This window comes from Mucilaginibacter lappiensis, from assembly GCF_900155965.1.
In the GTDB taxonomy this organism is placed as follows: Bacteria; Bacteroidota; Bacteroidia; order Sphingobacteriales; family Sphingobacteriaceae; genus Mucilaginibacter; species Mucilaginibacter lappiensis.
Genome location: NZ_FTMG01000003.1, coordinates 478,378 through 495,845 on the forward strand (window position 1 = coordinate 478,378; position 17,468 = coordinate 495,845).

General features: G+C 37.2%; 14 protein-coding genes. 5 read left to right on the plus strand and 9 right to left on the minus strand.

The genetic code is table 11. The annotated features are described in order from the left end of the window. Nucleotides 1–55 precede the first annotated feature (55 nt). The gene (locus tag BW976_RS09300; RefSeq protein ID WP_076372846.1) at nt 56–472 is read left to right on the plus strand and encodes a 6-pyruvoyl trahydropterin synthase family protein; all 417 of its coding nucleotides are present in this window, start codon (nt 56–58) and stop codon (nt 470–472) included. A 455-nt stretch (nt 473–927) separates the two neighbouring features. On the opposite strand, the gene BW976_RS09310 is transcribed toward BW976_RS09300, so the two are convergent. The 7 genes from BW976_RS09310 to BW976_RS09350 all read right to left on the minus strand — a co-directional run bounded on the left by BW976_RS09310 (nt 928) and on the right by BW976_RS09350 (nt 9,998). Continuing rightward, nucleotides 928–1,740: a helix-turn-helix domain-containing protein gene (locus tag BW976_RS09310; RefSeq protein WP_076372689.1), complete on the minus strand. Its 813-nt coding sequence runs from the start codon at nt 1,738–1,740 to the stop codon at nt 928–930. Nucleotides 1,741–1,896: 156 nt separating this feature from the next. Beyond that, the gene (locus BW976_RS09315) at nt 1,897–2,829 is read right to left on the minus strand and encodes an SDR family oxidoreductase (protein ID WP_076372691.1); all 933 of its coding nucleotides are present in this window, start codon (nt 2,827–2,829) and stop codon (nt 1,897–1,899) included. Between the two features lie 1,809 nt (nt 2,830–4,638). Continuing rightward, the gene (locus BW976_RS09330; protein ID WP_076372697.1) at nt 4,639–5,964 is read right to left on the minus strand and encodes an HlyD family secretion protein; all 1,326 of its coding nucleotides are present in this window, start codon (nt 5,962–5,964) and stop codon (nt 4,639–4,641) included. Next, the gene (locus BW976_RS09335; protein WP_076372699.1) at nt 5,957–8,149 is read right to left on the minus strand and encodes a peptidase domain-containing ABC transporter; all 2,193 of its coding nucleotides are present in this window, start codon (nt 8,147–8,149) and stop codon (nt 5,957–5,959) included. Before BW976_RS09335 ends, BW976_RS09330 begins: the two co-directional genes overlap by 8 nt. 33 nt (nt 8,150–8,182) lie before the next feature. Beyond that, a complete protein-coding gene (locus BW976_RS09340) occupies nt 8,183–8,779 on the minus strand; it encodes a hypothetical protein (RefSeq protein ID WP_076372701.1) in 597 nt (198 codons plus the stop codon). A 53-nt stretch (nt 8,780–8,832) separates the two neighbouring features. Beyond that, a complete protein-coding gene (locus BW976_RS09345) occupies nt 8,833–9,210 on the minus strand; it encodes a hypothetical protein (RefSeq protein WP_175614082.1) in 378 nt (125 codons plus the stop codon). 275 nt (nt 9,211–9,485) lie between these two features. After that, nucleotides 9,486–9,998 (minus strand): hypothetical protein, encoded by a 513-nt coding sequence (locus BW976_RS09350; RefSeq protein ID WP_076372705.1) that lies wholly within the window; start codon nt 9,996–9,998, stop codon nt 9,486–9,488. A 565-nt stretch (nt 9,999–10,563) separates the two neighbouring features. On the opposite strand from BW976_RS09350, the gene BW976_RS09355 reads away from it, so the two are divergent. After that, a complete protein-coding gene (locus tag BW976_RS09355) occupies nt 10,564–10,914 on the plus strand; it encodes a helix-turn-helix domain-containing protein (RefSeq protein WP_076372707.1) in 351 nt (116 codons plus the stop codon). An 18-nt stretch (nt 10,915–10,932) separates the two neighbouring features. Here the strand turns inward: BW976_RS09355 and BW976_RS29320 are convergent, their stop codons facing one another. After that, nucleotides 10,933–11,274, minus strand: coding sequence for a hypothetical protein (locus tag BW976_RS29320; protein ID WP_175614083.1), 342 nt, complete (start codon nt 11,272–11,274; stop codon nt 10,933–10,935). Here BW976_RS29320 and BW976_RS09360 point away from each other — a divergent pair. From BW976_RS09360 to BW976_RS09370, 3 genes are all read left to right on the plus strand, one after another. Beyond that, nucleotides 11,248–12,717, plus strand: coding sequence for a galactosyltransferase-related protein (locus BW976_RS09360; protein WP_175614084.1), 1,470 nt, complete (start codon nt 11,248–11,250; stop codon nt 12,715–12,717). The two genes, BW976_RS29320 and BW976_RS09360, sit on opposite strands and share 27 nt — an antisense overlap. Before the next feature lie 5 nt (nt 12,718–12,722). Beyond that, nucleotides 12,723–13,772, plus strand: coding sequence for a lanthionine synthetase LanC family protein (locus BW976_RS09365; RefSeq protein WP_076372711.1), 1,050 nt, complete (start codon nt 12,723–12,725; stop codon nt 13,770–13,772). A 564-nt stretch (nt 13,773–14,336) separates the two neighbouring features. Beyond that, on the plus strand, nt 14,337–15,287 hold the full coding sequence (locus BW976_RS09370) for an NAD(P)-dependent alcohol dehydrogenase (protein WP_076372713.1): 951 nt from the start codon (nt 14,337–14,339) through the stop codon (nt 15,285–15,287). A gap of 173 nt (nt 15,288–15,460) precedes the next feature. Here the strand turns inward: BW976_RS09370 and BW976_RS09375 are convergent, their stop codons facing one another. After that, on the minus strand, nt 15,461–17,386 hold the full coding sequence (locus tag BW976_RS09375; protein WP_076372715.1) for a glycoside hydrolase family 127 protein: 1,926 nt from the start codon (nt 17,384–17,386) through the stop codon (nt 15,461–15,463). Nucleotides 17,387–17,468: the final 82 nt, after the last annotated feature.

A 17,468-nucleotide genomic window follows, 5' to 3' on the forward strand; every position in this document is an offset into this window, starting at 1 on the left:
AGGAAAGCGGGCTTCAGTGCCCGCTTTCTTGTTTAAAACAGGAAAGCTATTAATGATCATACATATTACGCGCAGGGAAACATTTAATGCAGCGCACAGAATGTACCGCGAAGAATGGAGCGCAGAGAAGAATGAAGAAATATTTGGTAAATGTGCCAACCCCAATTGGCACGGTCATAACTACAATCTTTTTGTAACCGTTAAGGGGGAAGTTAGTTATACAAATGGTTACCTGATCGACCTGAAACAGCTTAAAGCGATTATACAGGAAAATGCGATTGAAAAGCTCGACCACAAGAACCTGAACCTGGACGTTGATTTTATGCAAGGAAAAATGGCTACAACAGAACTGCTTTGTATGGAGATATTTAACCAGCTAAAAACGCCAATAGAAATCAATAAAGGTGTTTTTCTACACTCCGTGAGGCTGTATGAAACAGAAAATAACTCTGCAGAATATTTTGGAGGGTAAACAGCAGGATATATGGTATTATTTTTCTATCTAAATAAAAATAAATTTATATTTCAAAAAGTTGAACCGAAACTATTGATTGATACCTCAAAAATTCTAAAAAGCATTTTGAGGTATCAGTTGGTAAAACGAAACATGGCAGAGCTTGAATTCCCAAAACAGCACTGGTTACCTGAAATTACATTTTTCATATAAAACCATAGTCTTATTACCAAAAACATCGAACCCCGCCTGATTTAAATTACAATCACTTATTAGTCGCCGTTATAAACAAAAAAAGCAGTCATTTCAGACTGCTTTCAAATTAATGGGGCAATCATGGGTCTAGTTTCGAACCAATTTATAGCGGATTTACAGAAAATAGCACAGATTTGACGACGTTTATGATACTAATTTCGACCCGGTTTACATTCAAGGCAAATAAAAAATAAATGTCATTCCGTCATATTTGAAAATCAAGGGCCAGAAACCCTCTCGACGATCCCCGAAGGTGATACTCCGTAAACTTTTTTGAAAGCATGTGAAAAGTGAGACAAATTCTCAAAGCCAACTTTGAGATAAACCTCGGAAGGTCGCATTACGTTTCTTTTGATCAGCATGTAAGCTTCTTTCAGCCTCCGTCTGACCAGCCATTTGCTTGGAGTATCATGAAACTGTTCCTCAAAATCCTTTTTAAAGCTCGAAAGACTCCTTCCGGTGAGGTAAGAAAAACGCTCCACACTGAGATTAAATCTAAAGTTTGATTCCATATAAGATTTCAAATCAATCTTTCCGGGGTTCCCAAAATCGAAAAGCCTTGTGCGCATTTCAGGATGGAGTTTTAACAGAATGAGAGTTGCTTCCCTTAGCTTTGCATCAATCAAATCTTTAAAATCTTCTTCCGATCTGTTAATGTAAGGTGTGAGTGACTGAAAATAGTTGGTTAACAATGTCGTTTCAGGAAAAACAATGACCATGTCTTTGCCGGGGACCGGCCCATCTGCCGGTAAACAGGTCATGCTAAAGGTTTTCAAAAACTTTTGACTCAGACAAATGCAAATTGAACTATACCCTTCTGTTGGGGAAAACTTTTTTGTCCCTTTGGCCAGACTGTTGCGATTACTGAAAAAATATGTTCCTTCATTGATTTCATATACCTTTTTCCCATCGTCAATTATAGTCGATCCAAAGATCTGATAGCCAAATATGTGCTCGGGTATGAAGTCTTCGTTCGCCCAATTTTTGTTGTGTTTCAAACCATCGAAGTGCTGTAAAGTAGGAAGTTCCATATTTAAAACTAAGAAATATCTTCCAAAAGGAAAGAAAGTTATGCAGCGATTTTTCTAGGTAAGCTTTGATTGTTTTCTTATTCTGATTGCTAATCTGATTGCTGATATATTAAGGCTTTACCCATTTCCGTATCCGCGATCATTCAAAAGATGCTTTTAAATGGAAGATATTGGCCATTTTACCTTAGTCAACTCTTCTGACACCTGCCATAACTTATGTGACACCTGTGTATCCTGTGCATTGTCTGGAATTGTCGCTTCTGTTACAGGCCCACTCAAATGAGCAAAACCGCCCGGACCATAATATCCCCCTGCCAAAGCTTTAGGTGAGGTTGCCGCGAACAACGCCGGCCATGCGCCTTCTGCCGCAGACTGGCCCAACCAACTAAGAATGGTTATTGCCAGACGTGCAAGAAGTGCTATTTTTTCGGAACTGTTTTTGACCAGTTCTGTCCGGGCATAGCCCGGATGCGCAGCAATGACTTGCAACCCATAGCCATATTCCGCACTCCTCCGTTGCAATTCAATGGCGAACATCAAATTGGCCAGTTTAGACTGAGCATAAGTACCAATTGATGTAAATTTCTTTTCACTTTGAAGGTCATCAAAATTAATCTTCCCTCTTCTATTAGCCCCACTGGTCACCACCACTACACGCGCCCCGCCTTTGAGTAAAGGCAGCAAACGGCCTGTTAATGCAAAGTGCCCCAAGTGATTTATTCCAAGGTCCGCTTCGAATCCGTCGCTGGTAACTTGTCTTTCCGCATAACTAACGCCGGCATTATTGATCAGAATGCTGATTTGTTTACCATATTCAATTAACCTGTCTGTAAAATCCTTCACTGAAGACAAACTTGCCAGGTCAAGTTTTTCAAAATGAAGTTTAGCCCCTGGAACTTCCTGTAAAATACGTTTAATTGCTTCTTCGCCTTTGAACTGATCCCGGGCTGCCAGAACGACTTCAGCACCTGCCTTTGCCAATTGAAGAGACATTTCAAAACCGAGCCCACCGGAGGCCCCGGTAACAACGGCATACTTTCCCATTTGCGGAGTGATATCCGCTATTGTCCATTCGTCCTGTTTTTTCATAGAGTTGATACTTGTCGTATAACATTGCTAATGACTGGTTTAATCAGGAAAGATCCTGATGCCAGACTTTAAACAAAGTTAGCTGCATTCATACTCCTTAGCTTTGCTATAAAGTCTTTTTTGCTTTGTTAGAAAGTTAAACTTCTCAGGGCTTTTAACGGATCCAAACGATCAGTACCCATGCATAGAGTCTGATCGTAATCCCAAAAATGTAACTAAAAATCTGTTTCTGCCCCGCTGTTCGAAGTTTGTAACTTCGAACGACTATGCATGTAGTCTTCAGACTACCACAAACAAAAAGCGCCTTTCATTTTCATGAAAGGCGCTTGGGGTGGATAACGGTGCAAAATCCGCACCGTTTTGTTGATGAATTGGTTGAAATAGGCGGTTTTGCAAAAATTCTTGATCGAGATGATGCCTAAAGAAATATTAATATCGGGTCAGCGATTTTTTTCTGCTCAGTCATGTATCCCATGCTCAGATTTCGATGTATTTTAAATTAGGAGTTCGTATACTCAGCTTTATTTTCGTAAGTGTCGTAGACGCCATCACACCTTCAGCGGGCGCAGGGCAACAAGCGGGTTATATTTTGTCTATACCAATCATCTTGCAATTGCCATTTCATGACAGCGATGTTTTTACACGCTTTCGGTTAAACCACGCCGTATCTATTTAAAGCCGTCTATTTTTGGGGTACCGGAAGCCGTGTAATGGTAAATGTGGGTTTCGATAATTTATACAATAAGGTCAAATATCGGCTCAGTATTTCTTGATCGGCCGCACTGATAGTCTGAAAATCTTCTTTGAAATATTTGAGTCGTTCCAAGGTTATGGTATTCTTGCTTAAAGCTACCTCGAACAACAAACCCATCATCTGTTCAGCACCTTGCCTTTGCTCTGTACCGCTCAATGTGTTATAACGTGTATATTCCTTTTCGACAACGGTTATATTTTTTCACTATTAGTTTTAAACGCATGGTCTACATCGGATTTGGTATAATAATGCGTTTGATCGGCATAAATGGTGTCCTCATACAAAGCCACGGGACGCGAAGTAAAGGTGGTGTCCAGGCTTGGTAATCGCACATAGTGTATCAGAATAATCTAATTTTTATCATCGATTATTTTGGCTTCTTCCGTCGCCCCAAAGGAAGTTATCGGGTGTTTAAAGCGACAATTGCGAATAGCATATTCCGAAAATAGAGAGTCCTTGATGACGGGATCGAATCGGCTATAACCGCAAATTAAAATTCTTTTCCCATTCAACCAATACTCCCTTTTACTTTGACCGCTTTTACAGGAACAACCCGAAGTCTCTATCGATAATTGGGCCATTACACTATGAAAATTCATGGTAAAAAAACCAAACGTTGTATCATGCTATAATAAATAATTCTATCAACGCCAATCTTCTAACCATGTCGGCGGTTTAATGATCAATTAAGTCAGTGAAAATAATTTAAGCCAGCTTTCCAATACTAGTGCGAGAAACAGGTTACTTATTGCTGTAAAAAGTAATCTCACCTTCAAAACCGCTTCAAAAAGTCGCTTCAGTATGAAAGCACAAAGAAAAACGGTCAAAATTAATTAATATAACATGCAGGGTTAAGCGCCTCACATAAACTTAATAATGTTGTAGCTAATTACTTACAACGTATTTCAAGTTGTCAAATCCCCCTTCTCTCCATTTTCTATCGTTCACTACAATCTCCATACTTCACTTAGCCTCTACTTTAAAAGATCCCTTTACCGCTATCCAATCTCTTTGCCCTACCTAAACCGGGGTATCCTTAACATTCCTGTATGGCATTATTTTACATTATATTTAAGGTTTCCAAATAACCGTTCAATTAACTTCTTTTTATGAGTGATAATTTCGGCTGTTCCCTTTGCTTCAAAGTGAAAATTCAGAATTGATCCATAATTTGTTTTCAACCCGTTAGGAAATTCAAGCGTTACCATATACGTATTCATCTGTTGCAGACTGTTTAGCGGAGGAGTCTGTTTATTTGTGACGGCAGATATACGTCTCACAACCCCATGAATTGATCCATATTCTTCGTATGGATAATCATCCAATTTTACAATAACCTCTTGCCCTACATGCACTTTACCAGCCCCTTGGTTAGGTAAGAGCATTTGTCCTATTATACTACTCCCTTTTGGTATGACAGAAAAGATTTCTTGTCCGGTTTGTATGTAATCCCCATTTTTCCAAAAACTCAAGAATTCTATTTTTCCATTAACAGGAGAGATAAAAACATATTTATGTTCCCATTGACGTATACTTTCCCGTATCTCATAATAAGAATTTAATAAATCAACCTGTAGTTGCCTATCCTTTTCGAATCGCTGAATAACAAGCTGCTGAATTTTATTGTCTGCATCTTCAATACCATATCGATTATTTGACAATTGAACATTTAAGGATTTAAACTCTTGTTCACTGTTTATTAAAGACATTTTGGATTTCTCAAACTCTGCAATTGTGGTTACTTTTTCTCCAAACAAAATCGAATCTCTTTTATATGACTTGAGCGCGAGATCATATTTATTTTTTAACCGTGCATATTCTTCACATAATTCATTGTAGGATTGTCTTTGACTTACCGTAAGTTTTTTCAAGATATCTTTTTGTTTATCAAAAAGCTTTTCGTGGTAATAGTCAAGGTACTGGTATAAGTTATTTAAAAAGGTATAATAAACATTACTCATTTCACCCAATGAGACATTCTCTGGGAAAAAATGACGATATGCATTATAATCAGGAGCATGAATTTCTATTTTTTTTAACAATTTATCTATCAATATCACATCTTTTGTGTCTGCCGCATTATGCAATACCGCGATATATTCATCTGCATTTATTGTTCCATCATTGTCATGCAATAATTGTATGCGCCCGGAACCGGGTGAAGTTAAACGTATAGGTGCCTGACGTGTTGTAACCGTAACTTGTCCAGAAAGTACTTCGGGATATTTTATCAAAAAGCCAAATGCAAACAATAAGCATGTTAAACCCAAAACAATCAGAAGAACGTAAAAACCAAATCGAGTAGGCATGCGTTCAATAATAGCTGTCACTTCTTCTGTACGTTCGCTGTTTAGTGTTTTATCTATTGAAGTATCAGGCATACATATTTTCTCCCATTTGGGTTTTTACCAACTGATGATAATGTCCGTTTTCATTTTTCAATAATGTATCATGATCGCCTAACTCTACAATCATGCCGTTCCGTAAAACTATAATCTGGTCGGCTTTACGAATAGTGCTGAGCCTATGGGCTACTACTATCACTGTTTTATTTTTAAAAATATTTTCAAGGGCACTCACTATTTTTTGTTCATTGATACTGTCAAGCGCATTTGTTGCCTCATCAAAGAATAGATAATCCGGGTTTTTATATAATGCTCTTGCTATTAAAACCCGCTGCTTCTGTCCTCCACTCAATCCTCTGCCCTGCTCGCCCATCTTTGTCTGATAGCCCAAGGGAAGCTGTTCAATCTCCTGCGCAATATTTGCTGTCACAATAGCATTTTTTAATCTTTCGTGATTTATTTTTTCATCACCTAATACAATATTGTTGATGATCGTATCATTAAATATTTTCCCATCCTGCATTACCGCCCCACAGTTATCCCGCCATTGTTTCAGACTGATATTGTTGATATTCATATTACCCATCATAATTTCTCCGAAGCTGGGCTTGTATAATCTAAGTAATAGTTTAAGTAATGTAGATTTCCCGCCACCACTATCACCAACAATTGCGGTCACTTTCCCGCTAGGAATTTTTAAATGAATATTTTTTAATATCATCGATCCATTGGGAGCATATTGGAAAGAAACATTTTTTAAAATCAAACTTTTATCTTCCGGGTAATCAATATTATTATCCCCGGTCCCTTCATCTTCATCTTTCAATTGATGAATTTCATTTAGTCTTAAGAAACTTATTTTGGCAAATTGTGCAGATATAATAAATTGAATAAATTGCATAACAGGAGCAGTGAGCATGCCAATAATAAATTGTGTTGATATCATCACACCAAATGTGATCTCCCCATTTATCACTGCTTTTGCACAATAAAAAGTAATCAGAAGGTTTTTTAAATTATCGATAAACTGAGCACCCTGGGTTTGGAAATTATTAATCGATAAAACGGACGAATTTACCTTATAAAGCCGCGCTTGTATATTTTCCCATTTCCAGCGTTTACTCTTCTCATAATTATTGATCTTTATATCCTGAATGCCTTCTATAGTCTCGACCCAATAGCTTTGATTCTTACTGTTCAATTCAAAGTATTCCCAATCCAATTTTTTCCTTATATTAAGGAATAAAAAGACCCAGCCGACATATAGAATACTCCCAATTAGAAATATAAAAAATATTGCAGTATTATAGACGAGTAAAATAGCAGCGAAAATCCCGAATGTGAGCAAAGAAAAGATGAGGTTTATGGAGTTATTCATGATAAAACTCCTGATGCGTTCATGGTCATTGGCCCGCTGCAAAATATCTCCGGTCGATTTTGTTTCAAAAAATGAAATAGGCAGTTTCATTATTTTTATCAGGTAATCTGATATCAGAGCAATATTTAATCTTGAGGTTATATGCATCAAAATCCAGTCTCTGACAACATTACAAAGCATTACGCTGACGACAATGGCCACATTGGCTATTAAAACCAAATTGATAAAATTTATATCATGTGTTTGAATACCAACGTCAATAACTGCTTTTGAAATAAAAGGTAAAAAACCTTGAAGCACCGTAACTAGCAGCATGACCGAAAAAAGTGTAATCAGGCTTTTTTTGTAAGGACGGAAATAACCGAGAATATTCTGTAACGTTTTTCCTCTTTCTAATTTCTCGTCAGCTTCCCGTTGTTTAAAATCAGCCTGGGGTTCAATGGCAAGTACTACGCCTAATTGCTCATTTGCTTTATACCATCCATTGATAAATTGCTGATGAGCATATTTTAAAAGCCCTTTTGCCGGGTCAGAAACAAAAATGTTTTTTGATGTGGTTTTGTATACCACAATAAAATGACTATCATCCCAATGTATGATACAGGGCAGGGGCACACGTTGCAGTAAATTGATGTCTGCCTTTACAGAAAGGGTGCGCAGACCAATTTGTTCAGCGGCATGGCTAAGGTCCAGAATTGACACTCCTTCTCTTGTAATACCACATTTATCCCGCAGATATTGCAAACTGTAAAACTTACCATAATGCTTGGCTATAATCTTTAAGCAGGCCGGTCCACAATCCATTATATCAAGCTGACGCTCATTGGGGAAAGCTTTTAGCATATTATTAATGATAAAGGGGATAAATGACGATCATTATTTAAACTTCAGGGAGCTTAAATTATTCGCATAAGCGGAATGAATTAAACCATTTCTCTCATCCGAAAGATAAATGCAATAAGCATCTCCAAAATTATTTTTATGTAAAGCCACGACTAAACAATACTTATAATTTTGACCGAATTCTTTATTTAAATTAATAAAAGTAAACGCAGCCCAATCTGCCTGAAAATTATTTTTTGTCTGTTCCTCATTGATCGTAGTAAAATTTGCGGGAGGGCTACTCGATATATTCTTCAACAGCGAGTAGAAATAGGCTAAGTACGATGTATTGGGATCAATAAATACATCACCTGGCTTTTTGTTTTTCACGAGTTCATTATAGGATTTCAATTGCGTGTCCAATGGATTGACAATATATCTAACCTCTACGTTTTTATTAACATGTTTAACAGCATACTCATAAAGTACCTGTTTATTGGAAATAACAGGTATGGCGACAAAACTATCGGGGCGATTAAATAGCATATTTGCCTTCATTAACCGATCATTAAATGCCCTTGAAAAGGTGTCCTGCCCCTCGGCTTTAAAAATCGTGAAAATACATATAAGAATTAGGGTTATTTTTTTCATTAAACTTGCTGGCGATTGAGTTTAAACGATAAACTTTTACTTTATATAGAATCTTACTCCACAAACTTTAAAATACCCTTGGTTTGCCTTATTGCGCTTTCCAATTTGGGTTTATTGCCATCGTTATACCAGTAATATATCCAAATGTCTGCCCGATCTTTTTTGTGCAATAAAATTACCTGGCAATATGGATACTTGTTTTTATACGGGTTATTATTTCTGAGCTTAAAAGACAAAGCATTATCGGCATTAAATATTTTTTTCGACTCCGCGTCAGCGTAAAATTCAAGCTTATTTTCCTTCACATCTGCTTCGGTCTGAGCGGCTTGTAAAAAATCAAGGTTTTTACTAAAAGTATTTGAAGGAGAAACACGTTGTTTAAGAGAATCGTTTACATGTGATAAATCCAGTATAGTAAAATTGATAACCATGCTGTCACTGGTGGATTGTAGTTCATAAAAAAAAGAATTAAGTAACATTGAATTACCGGGGCGATAATAGCTATCGCAATCCACCACAGTAAAACCTTTAGGCGGGGTGAAGTTAATTTTAAGGCTTTTTGCATAGCCAGGAAAATTCTTTATATTTTGACAGAAAGATATTGTGTGGACTAAAAAAAATAACAATAAGCAAAGAAGTGTTTTTTTCATTTGAGTTGGATGGTAAATGGCAGGCATAAATAAATTTTTGCCTGCCATTAATATTATCAATCTGGAATTTTACCATATATGGCTTCAGCATATCCTCCGTAACCAACTTGAGAAGATGATAAAACTATTGTGGAGTTATGGTTAGAGGTGTCTATCCCGATGTAGTTCCCTGTATTGGAATCATAATAAGTTAAGGTAATTGCATGACTAATCCCCGGGGAGGTTTGATAGTCAGTAGATACAGATACGCCACTCTGAACCATGCTTCCTATTTGGCTATTATCAATATGGCTGGCATTAAATAAAGTGCTTGTAAAAGCCGTTGCCTGCGCAGCTGAAACATTATTATGAGCCCCGGCTCCGTATGCTTGATCGAACTGTGCTTCAAGACCAGTTAACGTGTAATTAGTACCGTACTGGCCGCTGTAGTAAAGCATATTATCAAAATAACAATGGGGAAGGGTAGTCATGACCCCTGTACCGCCTAAAATTGATCTTTGATCTAGTTGACGTACAACTTGCGCCTCTGTTTCTAACTGCTGTAGATTCAGCTTTTTTAGTGTTCTCATTATTTTAGAGTTAAGGTTGAAAATATTTTTCTTTAAAACTATTATTTTAAAATACGATATAAGGCTAATAAGTTATTACAATTTCTCATATTTTATTCCGATTTGACATATTGCAGATTTACTGTAAGGCACACGATTAGGTAATTCATGTGCAATGCTACAATTACCATTATACTTTATGAAATAAGTATTTCAAAAAATGATTATCAGACTTGATGACAGGCGCTGCTACTTTTTATTTTAGTAATGATGTCTAAAACAATATAAGTATTCTCGTTTTACATAAACTTATTCCTAATTGGCATAGCAAAAAATTGAATATCAACTCATAGCATCTTTTCTACCCATCAATTTAACTGATCATCACCTATATTATGATTCCAGATAATAATTATCGGAACACACCAACATAAAAACAGCGATCTATTCCTATCTTCTGATTAACAATTACTTAAATAATTTCTTACGCAAACGTTTGTGTAATTTAAAAATAGCGTATACATATTTTTAATATCTATTTTTGATATAAGCAGATATGATTTACGCATCAAAATGATTAGAATTTATGTTTATTGTAAACACCAGCAGAGTTAAAGAGCTACGTAAACAAAAACAGTTATCACAACAAAATCTTGCAGACGCCCTTTGTATTGAGCAGGCTACTTATAATAAATTAGAAAACGGAAAATCTCATCCTAGCGCAGACCTTCTTTTCCGCCTTGCAAAAAAATTAGATGTGAAAGTAAATGAATTAATGATGGAAATAAATGGTGTCACGATCATTAAGGGAAATAACCATGAGGTTCAAATAACCGATTTGGTTTCACTACCTACTGATAAACTAAAGCTGTTGCAAATACAATTACAACAAAGTTTACAGTTGATCCAGGCATTAAATGAAATGCAGACCAATTAACAATCAGGTAGCGTAGGTTTATTTAAAAGTCCTGTTTATAGATATAACCCATTTCAAATGATTTTTCTTTCTGCGCAACCCGATGATTTTTATTTTAGCTGGCAAATTGAATTGCAAATATTCAACTTTAAAAGTTGTGGTATTGAGCCTGGAAACATACATATCCTGGTCGGATATGATCAAAAAAGAGGATTGAGAAAGTCCTTCAAAGACATCATACTCAAAAACCCGGACATTAAAATATTTGCCTACCCGGATGAAAGAATCGAGAAAAAGTATGCCTCCTCCATTCGTCCTAATCTCATTAAGCAGCACTTTCAGGCGTTTCCGGAATTGGAAAATGAGGTTATTTTTTATCATGATTCAGATATTATTTTCAGGACACTACCCGATTTTCAAAAACTTACGGAAGGCCAATGCTGGTTTGTTTCAGACACCAAAAGCTACATTAATACCGGTTATATCATTTCTTCAGGTAGCCGCAAGTTGTTTTTGGAAATGTGTAATGCGGTAAACATAAGTCCGCAGACAGTCCTGGAAAATAATGCAAATGCGGGGGGAGCGCAATATTTGTTAAAAAATGTCACCTACGATTATTGGTGTAAAGTAGAAAAAGATTGTGAGGCGTTGTTCGCCATACTAACCATTTTTAACAATGCTAATGCTGAAAAAGAGTATACAACCGCCGGTAAAAAACGAAGTGAGCATAAAGGAATACAAGCATGGTGCGCCGATATGTGGGCAGTTTTATGGAATGCTTTGCTACATGGGTATGAAGTTAAAATTGATCATGAACTAGATTTTTGCTGGCCGGATGAGGGAATAAAAAAATGGCATGATTGTAAAATTTTACATTATACAGGAGGTTCAATATCTGCCAAGCCGAGGTCATTTTGTAAGGTAGAATACACGCAATATCCTCCTTATGATGAAGATTTGAGCTCTATAAATGACCAAACATGCAGTAAGTTCATGGTGGAACTAATTAATGATTACAAACAACATCAGCGAAAAGACAGAATTAATTTACGAGACACCAGCTTCCTGATTCCTGTAAGCATAGATTCAGATGACCGACTGGAAAATTTACTATTAGTTACCCGCTGGCTTGATAAATTTTTCGATACCAATATCATTGTTGGCGAATTTGGCAACGTCGAAAAAATACCACAAGATAAATTACCAAAAGATTGTCAATTATTTTTCTTTCCAGATGAAAACACATTTTTTAACCATGCATGGCTTAATAATCAATTAATTAAGAGAGCCAGAACCAATATAATTGCCATTTATGATACAGATATAGTATTACCCACACAACAAATTATTGACAGCGTTGCATTATTGAGAGATAATGAGGCAGATATGGTTTCTCCTTATGACGGAACTTTTATGGGTGTTGACAATCTTTTTAAGATCGCTTTTAACAAACTCACTGATGCAGATTTATTTTATCAGAACTGTTATAAATTCCACACAGCAACCAAACGTTCCTGGGGTGGTGCCATTTTTACAAAAAAAGATTTGTACACGGCATCTGGAGGAGATAACGAATTTTTCAAAAGCTGGGGACCAGAGGATATTGAACGCGTTAAACGAATGGAAAATTTGGGGTATAAAGTAAAAAGGATAAAAGGGCCATTATTCCATTTACATCATACCAGAAAAGAAAACTCCAGCTATTTAAATAGCGCTGTTTATATGAATTACATGGAGGAGTATTTAAAAGTCTGCCGTATGCATAAGAACGATCTGCAGGGTTATGTTAATAACTGGCCCTGGAAAAAATCGCTAACCGAGTAAAATCTATGGAAAAAATATTAGTTGAACTAATTAAGAACTATAAAGACAATGATCATTCCCCAGATGATTTAGGCCTAACAAACGGAAAAACAGGATTAGGACTCGCCTATTTTATACTATCAAAATATACAAAGGATCAAGCGTTTGCTGATAAAGGTTTTGATATGTTCGATGCCGTCACAGAAAATATTGCTCATATCAATGAGATAAATTTCTCAAATGGGTTAGCCGGTATTGGATGGGTAATTGAATGGTTAGTGCAAAATAATTTTTTTGAAGCCAATACCGATGAAATATTGGAAGATGTCGACAACGCCATATATAAAGCATTAATGTTTGCCCCGGACAATAATTTGTCCTTAGGGAACGGGACTCTTGGCAAATTGCTGTACTTTTTTAAAAGGATGCAAAGTATTAATGCCAACGTCAACCGGTTTAAAACTATTACACATGAAACCTGCCTGATTGTTTTAACTGATGAGCTTCGTGATAAGTTAATGGGAGATAATGGTTTATTGAAAAAACTTAAAGAAAATTCAATACCCATTGATTTCCGGTTTTTAGGCCACCTCATTGCTTTTTTGAGCGATTTCTTAAACTCGAAAATTAACGAACCTACAGTTGAAACGATACTGTATGAAACAATTAAAGTCGTTTCTGAAATATTAAAAGCCGGTGAACAGAATTTTAAAAAAAGGGAAACAGGCGATTTTGAATTTTTAGCCGTCTGCTATTTTATAGCAGGCAAAAATCACGCTCACCAGTATTGGCAGGAGCAGGCAAGAAATCATATAAAGTTGTTAAATTCCGTGAAATATATGTCATCAACCAATATAAACCTGATCATTCCACAGCTTAAAATTTATTCCCTTACTAACCAATACTTTCCTGAGATCTTAAATAAAAGTGATTGTGAAGAATTAATCTTTAAAGATATCTTAGGCACTGATTCTTTACGATCATCTCATATCTTTGGTAATTTGCTGCCTTTTTGCAATTTATGCGATTACATTGATGCTTCTGCAATTAGTGAGCTACAACTGGTTTATTATTAATTTTTAGAAATAAAGACCATCTGTTTCAGTATGAAACCAGATTGAAATTTCAATGAACGATGCGAGGGCTTAGTAAAGCGCAAAACGGCCCTGATGAGGTTGTGCGCATCCTATTGGATGCGAAAAATAAAGATGCGGAACTCTGCTACCAGTTATTTGCCGCATATGACGAAAGGCTATAACGAATAATCTGACGATTAATATCTTTCCCAAATGCTTAATCTCGGTTGGCGTATTGTATCCGAGCTAATACATAGTGTCGGATGTATATTTATATAAGGATATAAAATAAGTGGAGCTGATTCCAACTTCCGTAATATTGGCAATTATCAGGGCGTTATATACCGGAAACTAAAAATGGCTCACTTCCCACATACTGGCAGCGAAATTTATGGTGTATAAGGAAGCTTTGGGCTTCTATTTTTAGACGTTTTTTTTATGTTAACCTTTAAATTCAAGTCGTATTAAAGCTGCCGGGGACTGCAATATCGTACTATTTGTAACAGATCGTAATGCAAGGGTATTTAAAGAAGGCATGTACAGCGGCAACATAAACAGAACAAAATGAAAAAGATAATGTATTCGAAATTCGGGGGACCGGAAGTATTGCAAATAGCGGAAGTCCCTATTCCTGCCGTTCAGGAAACAAGCTTGCTGATCAAAGTTAAGGCGGTATCCATTAACCCGCTGGACTGGAAAATACGCAATGGGGAAATGAAATTAATGTCCGGAAGTAAATTCCCAAGAGGCATCGGCATTGATTTTTCAGGCATTGTCGAAGAAACCGGAACGGCAGCTACTAAATACACTAAAGGTGATGAGGTATTCGGTATAATGGATGTTTTTAAGGGCGAAGCCTTATCAGAATATATTACAGTTAAGGAAAAAGATATAACCGTCAAACCTCAAAGTATTTCTTTCGAACAGGCTGCGACCATGGCCGTTGTAGGTTCTGCCGCTTTGCAGATATTTAAAACTTTAGTAGATCTGAAAAAAGGTACCGAAGTTTTGATCAATGGCGCTTCAGGCGGTATCGGGATGTTTGCTACCCAAATCGCAAAAATGGGTGGTGCCATAGTTACTACTGTAGTAGGCGATAGTGGTATTCAAGCAGGCAAAGATTGGGGTGCAGACTTTGTGATCAATTATCGTAACGAAGATGTTTTAAAAGGGAACAAACAATATGATGTTGTCATTGACCTATCAGGTAAAATGCCTTTTAGTAAAGCAAAACAAATCATGAAGCATTCGTCAGCTTATATACATACCGCGCCCGGACCGAAAGAGATCATCAGCTCTTTTTTCATCAACTTGATTTCTGGTAAAAAATATAAACTACTCATGCTTAAACCCTCTCCAGAATACCTCGCCGAACTTGCAGATTATGCAGAAAGCGGGATTGCAATTGTGGTGAGTAAGGTTTATCCTTTCAATTCATTTAAAAAAGCTTACGCCGAGGTTCCGAACGGTAAATTTATTGGGAAAGCGGCTATAACAATGGATGGGCTGGTTTAAAAATTCGGCCGTTAATGAATTTTCACGTTAAGAAAAGCATTGGCGACCACCATGCCCTATCTTTGCTTTACTGGCGAATGAGGAATGTAAATAGATGATATGGTAGCTCTTTCTGGTTGTCATTGCAAGCGAATGTAGAAGTGGGAGACCGGCATTTCATAATTGTAGTTCGGTCATTTCAAATTCCAATAGAGTACGTAACGCTGTTTATCAATCTGGTAATAAGGAATCAGGGTAATGGGCCTGGCTGCCACGTCTTTCGTTTCGAATGTAAGCTGCTTCCCCACCAATGGTGTTAGCCACTCAGTCAATTTCCGTTTTTTTACAGTTAGCGAACTGATAACATCTTCAGGGATATTATATTTTACAAATTCCAGCTGGTCCCTGGCAAAAGGTGCAGGCGGGTTTATTCCGCCGGTACCCATATCTCCAGCCAGCAACAATGGGCCGTAAGCGATTGCGGCCACCTTTGCATTATCGTTTGCTGGAATCAATCGCAATGACATAGGAAAACTAACAGCCACTTCATCACCGGTTTTCCATACTCTTTTTAACTCAATATAACTGCCGGGTTTTTCTGATATTTTAACTGCTTTACCATTTATTGTAATCTTCGCACCAGACGTCGCCCAATGCGGATATCGGATATATAACGAAAACGGGATATGTGACGGCGCTTCCTTTACGGTAAGGTTAGTTACACTTTCTTCGGGATAGCGGGTTTGTTGAACAATTTTAAAGCCTTTCTCGCCCCAGTTCAATTCCGATGGGATAAACAGGTTAACATAAATACCATTATCCGTATGGTAATAAATACTTTCAGCATATTTAGCATGATTTTCAAAACTTGTGCCAACACAACACCAAAAGGAGTCGTCGTGTGAACTATAGGTCTTGAACAAACCAGGCTTTAATGATTGTAAATATGTTACCATACCAGACTCCGCTTCCTGTGATGGCAATATATGGTTATATAAAGCGCGCTCATAATAATCTGCATACTTTACGTCTGCTGTCCAGGCAAACAAGTGACGTGTCAGTTTTAGCATATTGTAGGTGTTGCAGGTTTCGGTGGTGGTGGCTGTAATATGTTTCGAGATTTGATCGGGCGTAAAGAAAAATTCCTGATCGCTGTTACCGCCGGTTGCAAACGTATGGTGATCGATAACCGTCTGCCAAAAAAATTCAGCAATCGTTTTTAGCGTGTCATCGTGTGTAAGTTCATATCCGCGCGCCGCACCTATTATTTTAGGGATTTGGGTATTAGCGTGAACCCCCGCGAGTTTATCTTCCTTATTTGCCAATGGGTCCAGAATAGCGTGATGATAAAAAAGTTCTGCCAATCTTTTGTCGTTCTTGTTTCCTGTTATGGCATACAAATTATAGGCAACTTCACTCATTCCGCCAAACTCAGTTTTTTCCATTGTAGCCAATTGTTGAGGAGTTAAAGGCTCAAGTTTATGAAAAGCCCATCCACTCATCTTTTCTGCAATATCCAAAGCCTGCTTGTTGCCTGTATACAGATACATATCGATCAACCCTGCCATCACTTTGTGGATCGTATACCAGGGTGCCCACACCCACTCACCCTTAATTGCCCGGTTGACAAATTGTTTTGGGAAAGCACTTAGGTAACCACCTTCATCCAAAACCTGCTGGCATTCGGCAAGTGCTGTCACCAACGAATCGGCTTTTTGTTTGTAAACTATCTCTCCTGTTGAAGCATACATCAACGCAAGCCCCGAAAGTATATGACCCATAGTATGTCCACGTAACTCACAATTTGGTGATTCCCATCCACCCAGGGGTTTGGCATTAGATGCGATACCCGCATTTAACCGCCAGGTATGCAATAAGCTTGCGTTACTAATGCTCAACATCCATTTGGCATCGCGTTCCATGTTTTGCTTGAAACGGCTGTCTAATAACCTTACATCCTGTAAATTAAAGCTTTGTGCCTTTGCGGTAATTTCAGACCGTTTGGTCATTTCTATTTGATACTGGCCGATATATTGTGAAAAAGCCGGCTTGCAAATGAGCATAATGGCAATAAAATGGCCGGCGATTACGATAGTTTTAAGTATTGTTTTTTTTTTCATATTGCAAATTTAGTAACAGGTATTATACCGATAATAAATAGACCAGATGGCCAGTTTAAATGTAACCCATCAACGACATTTT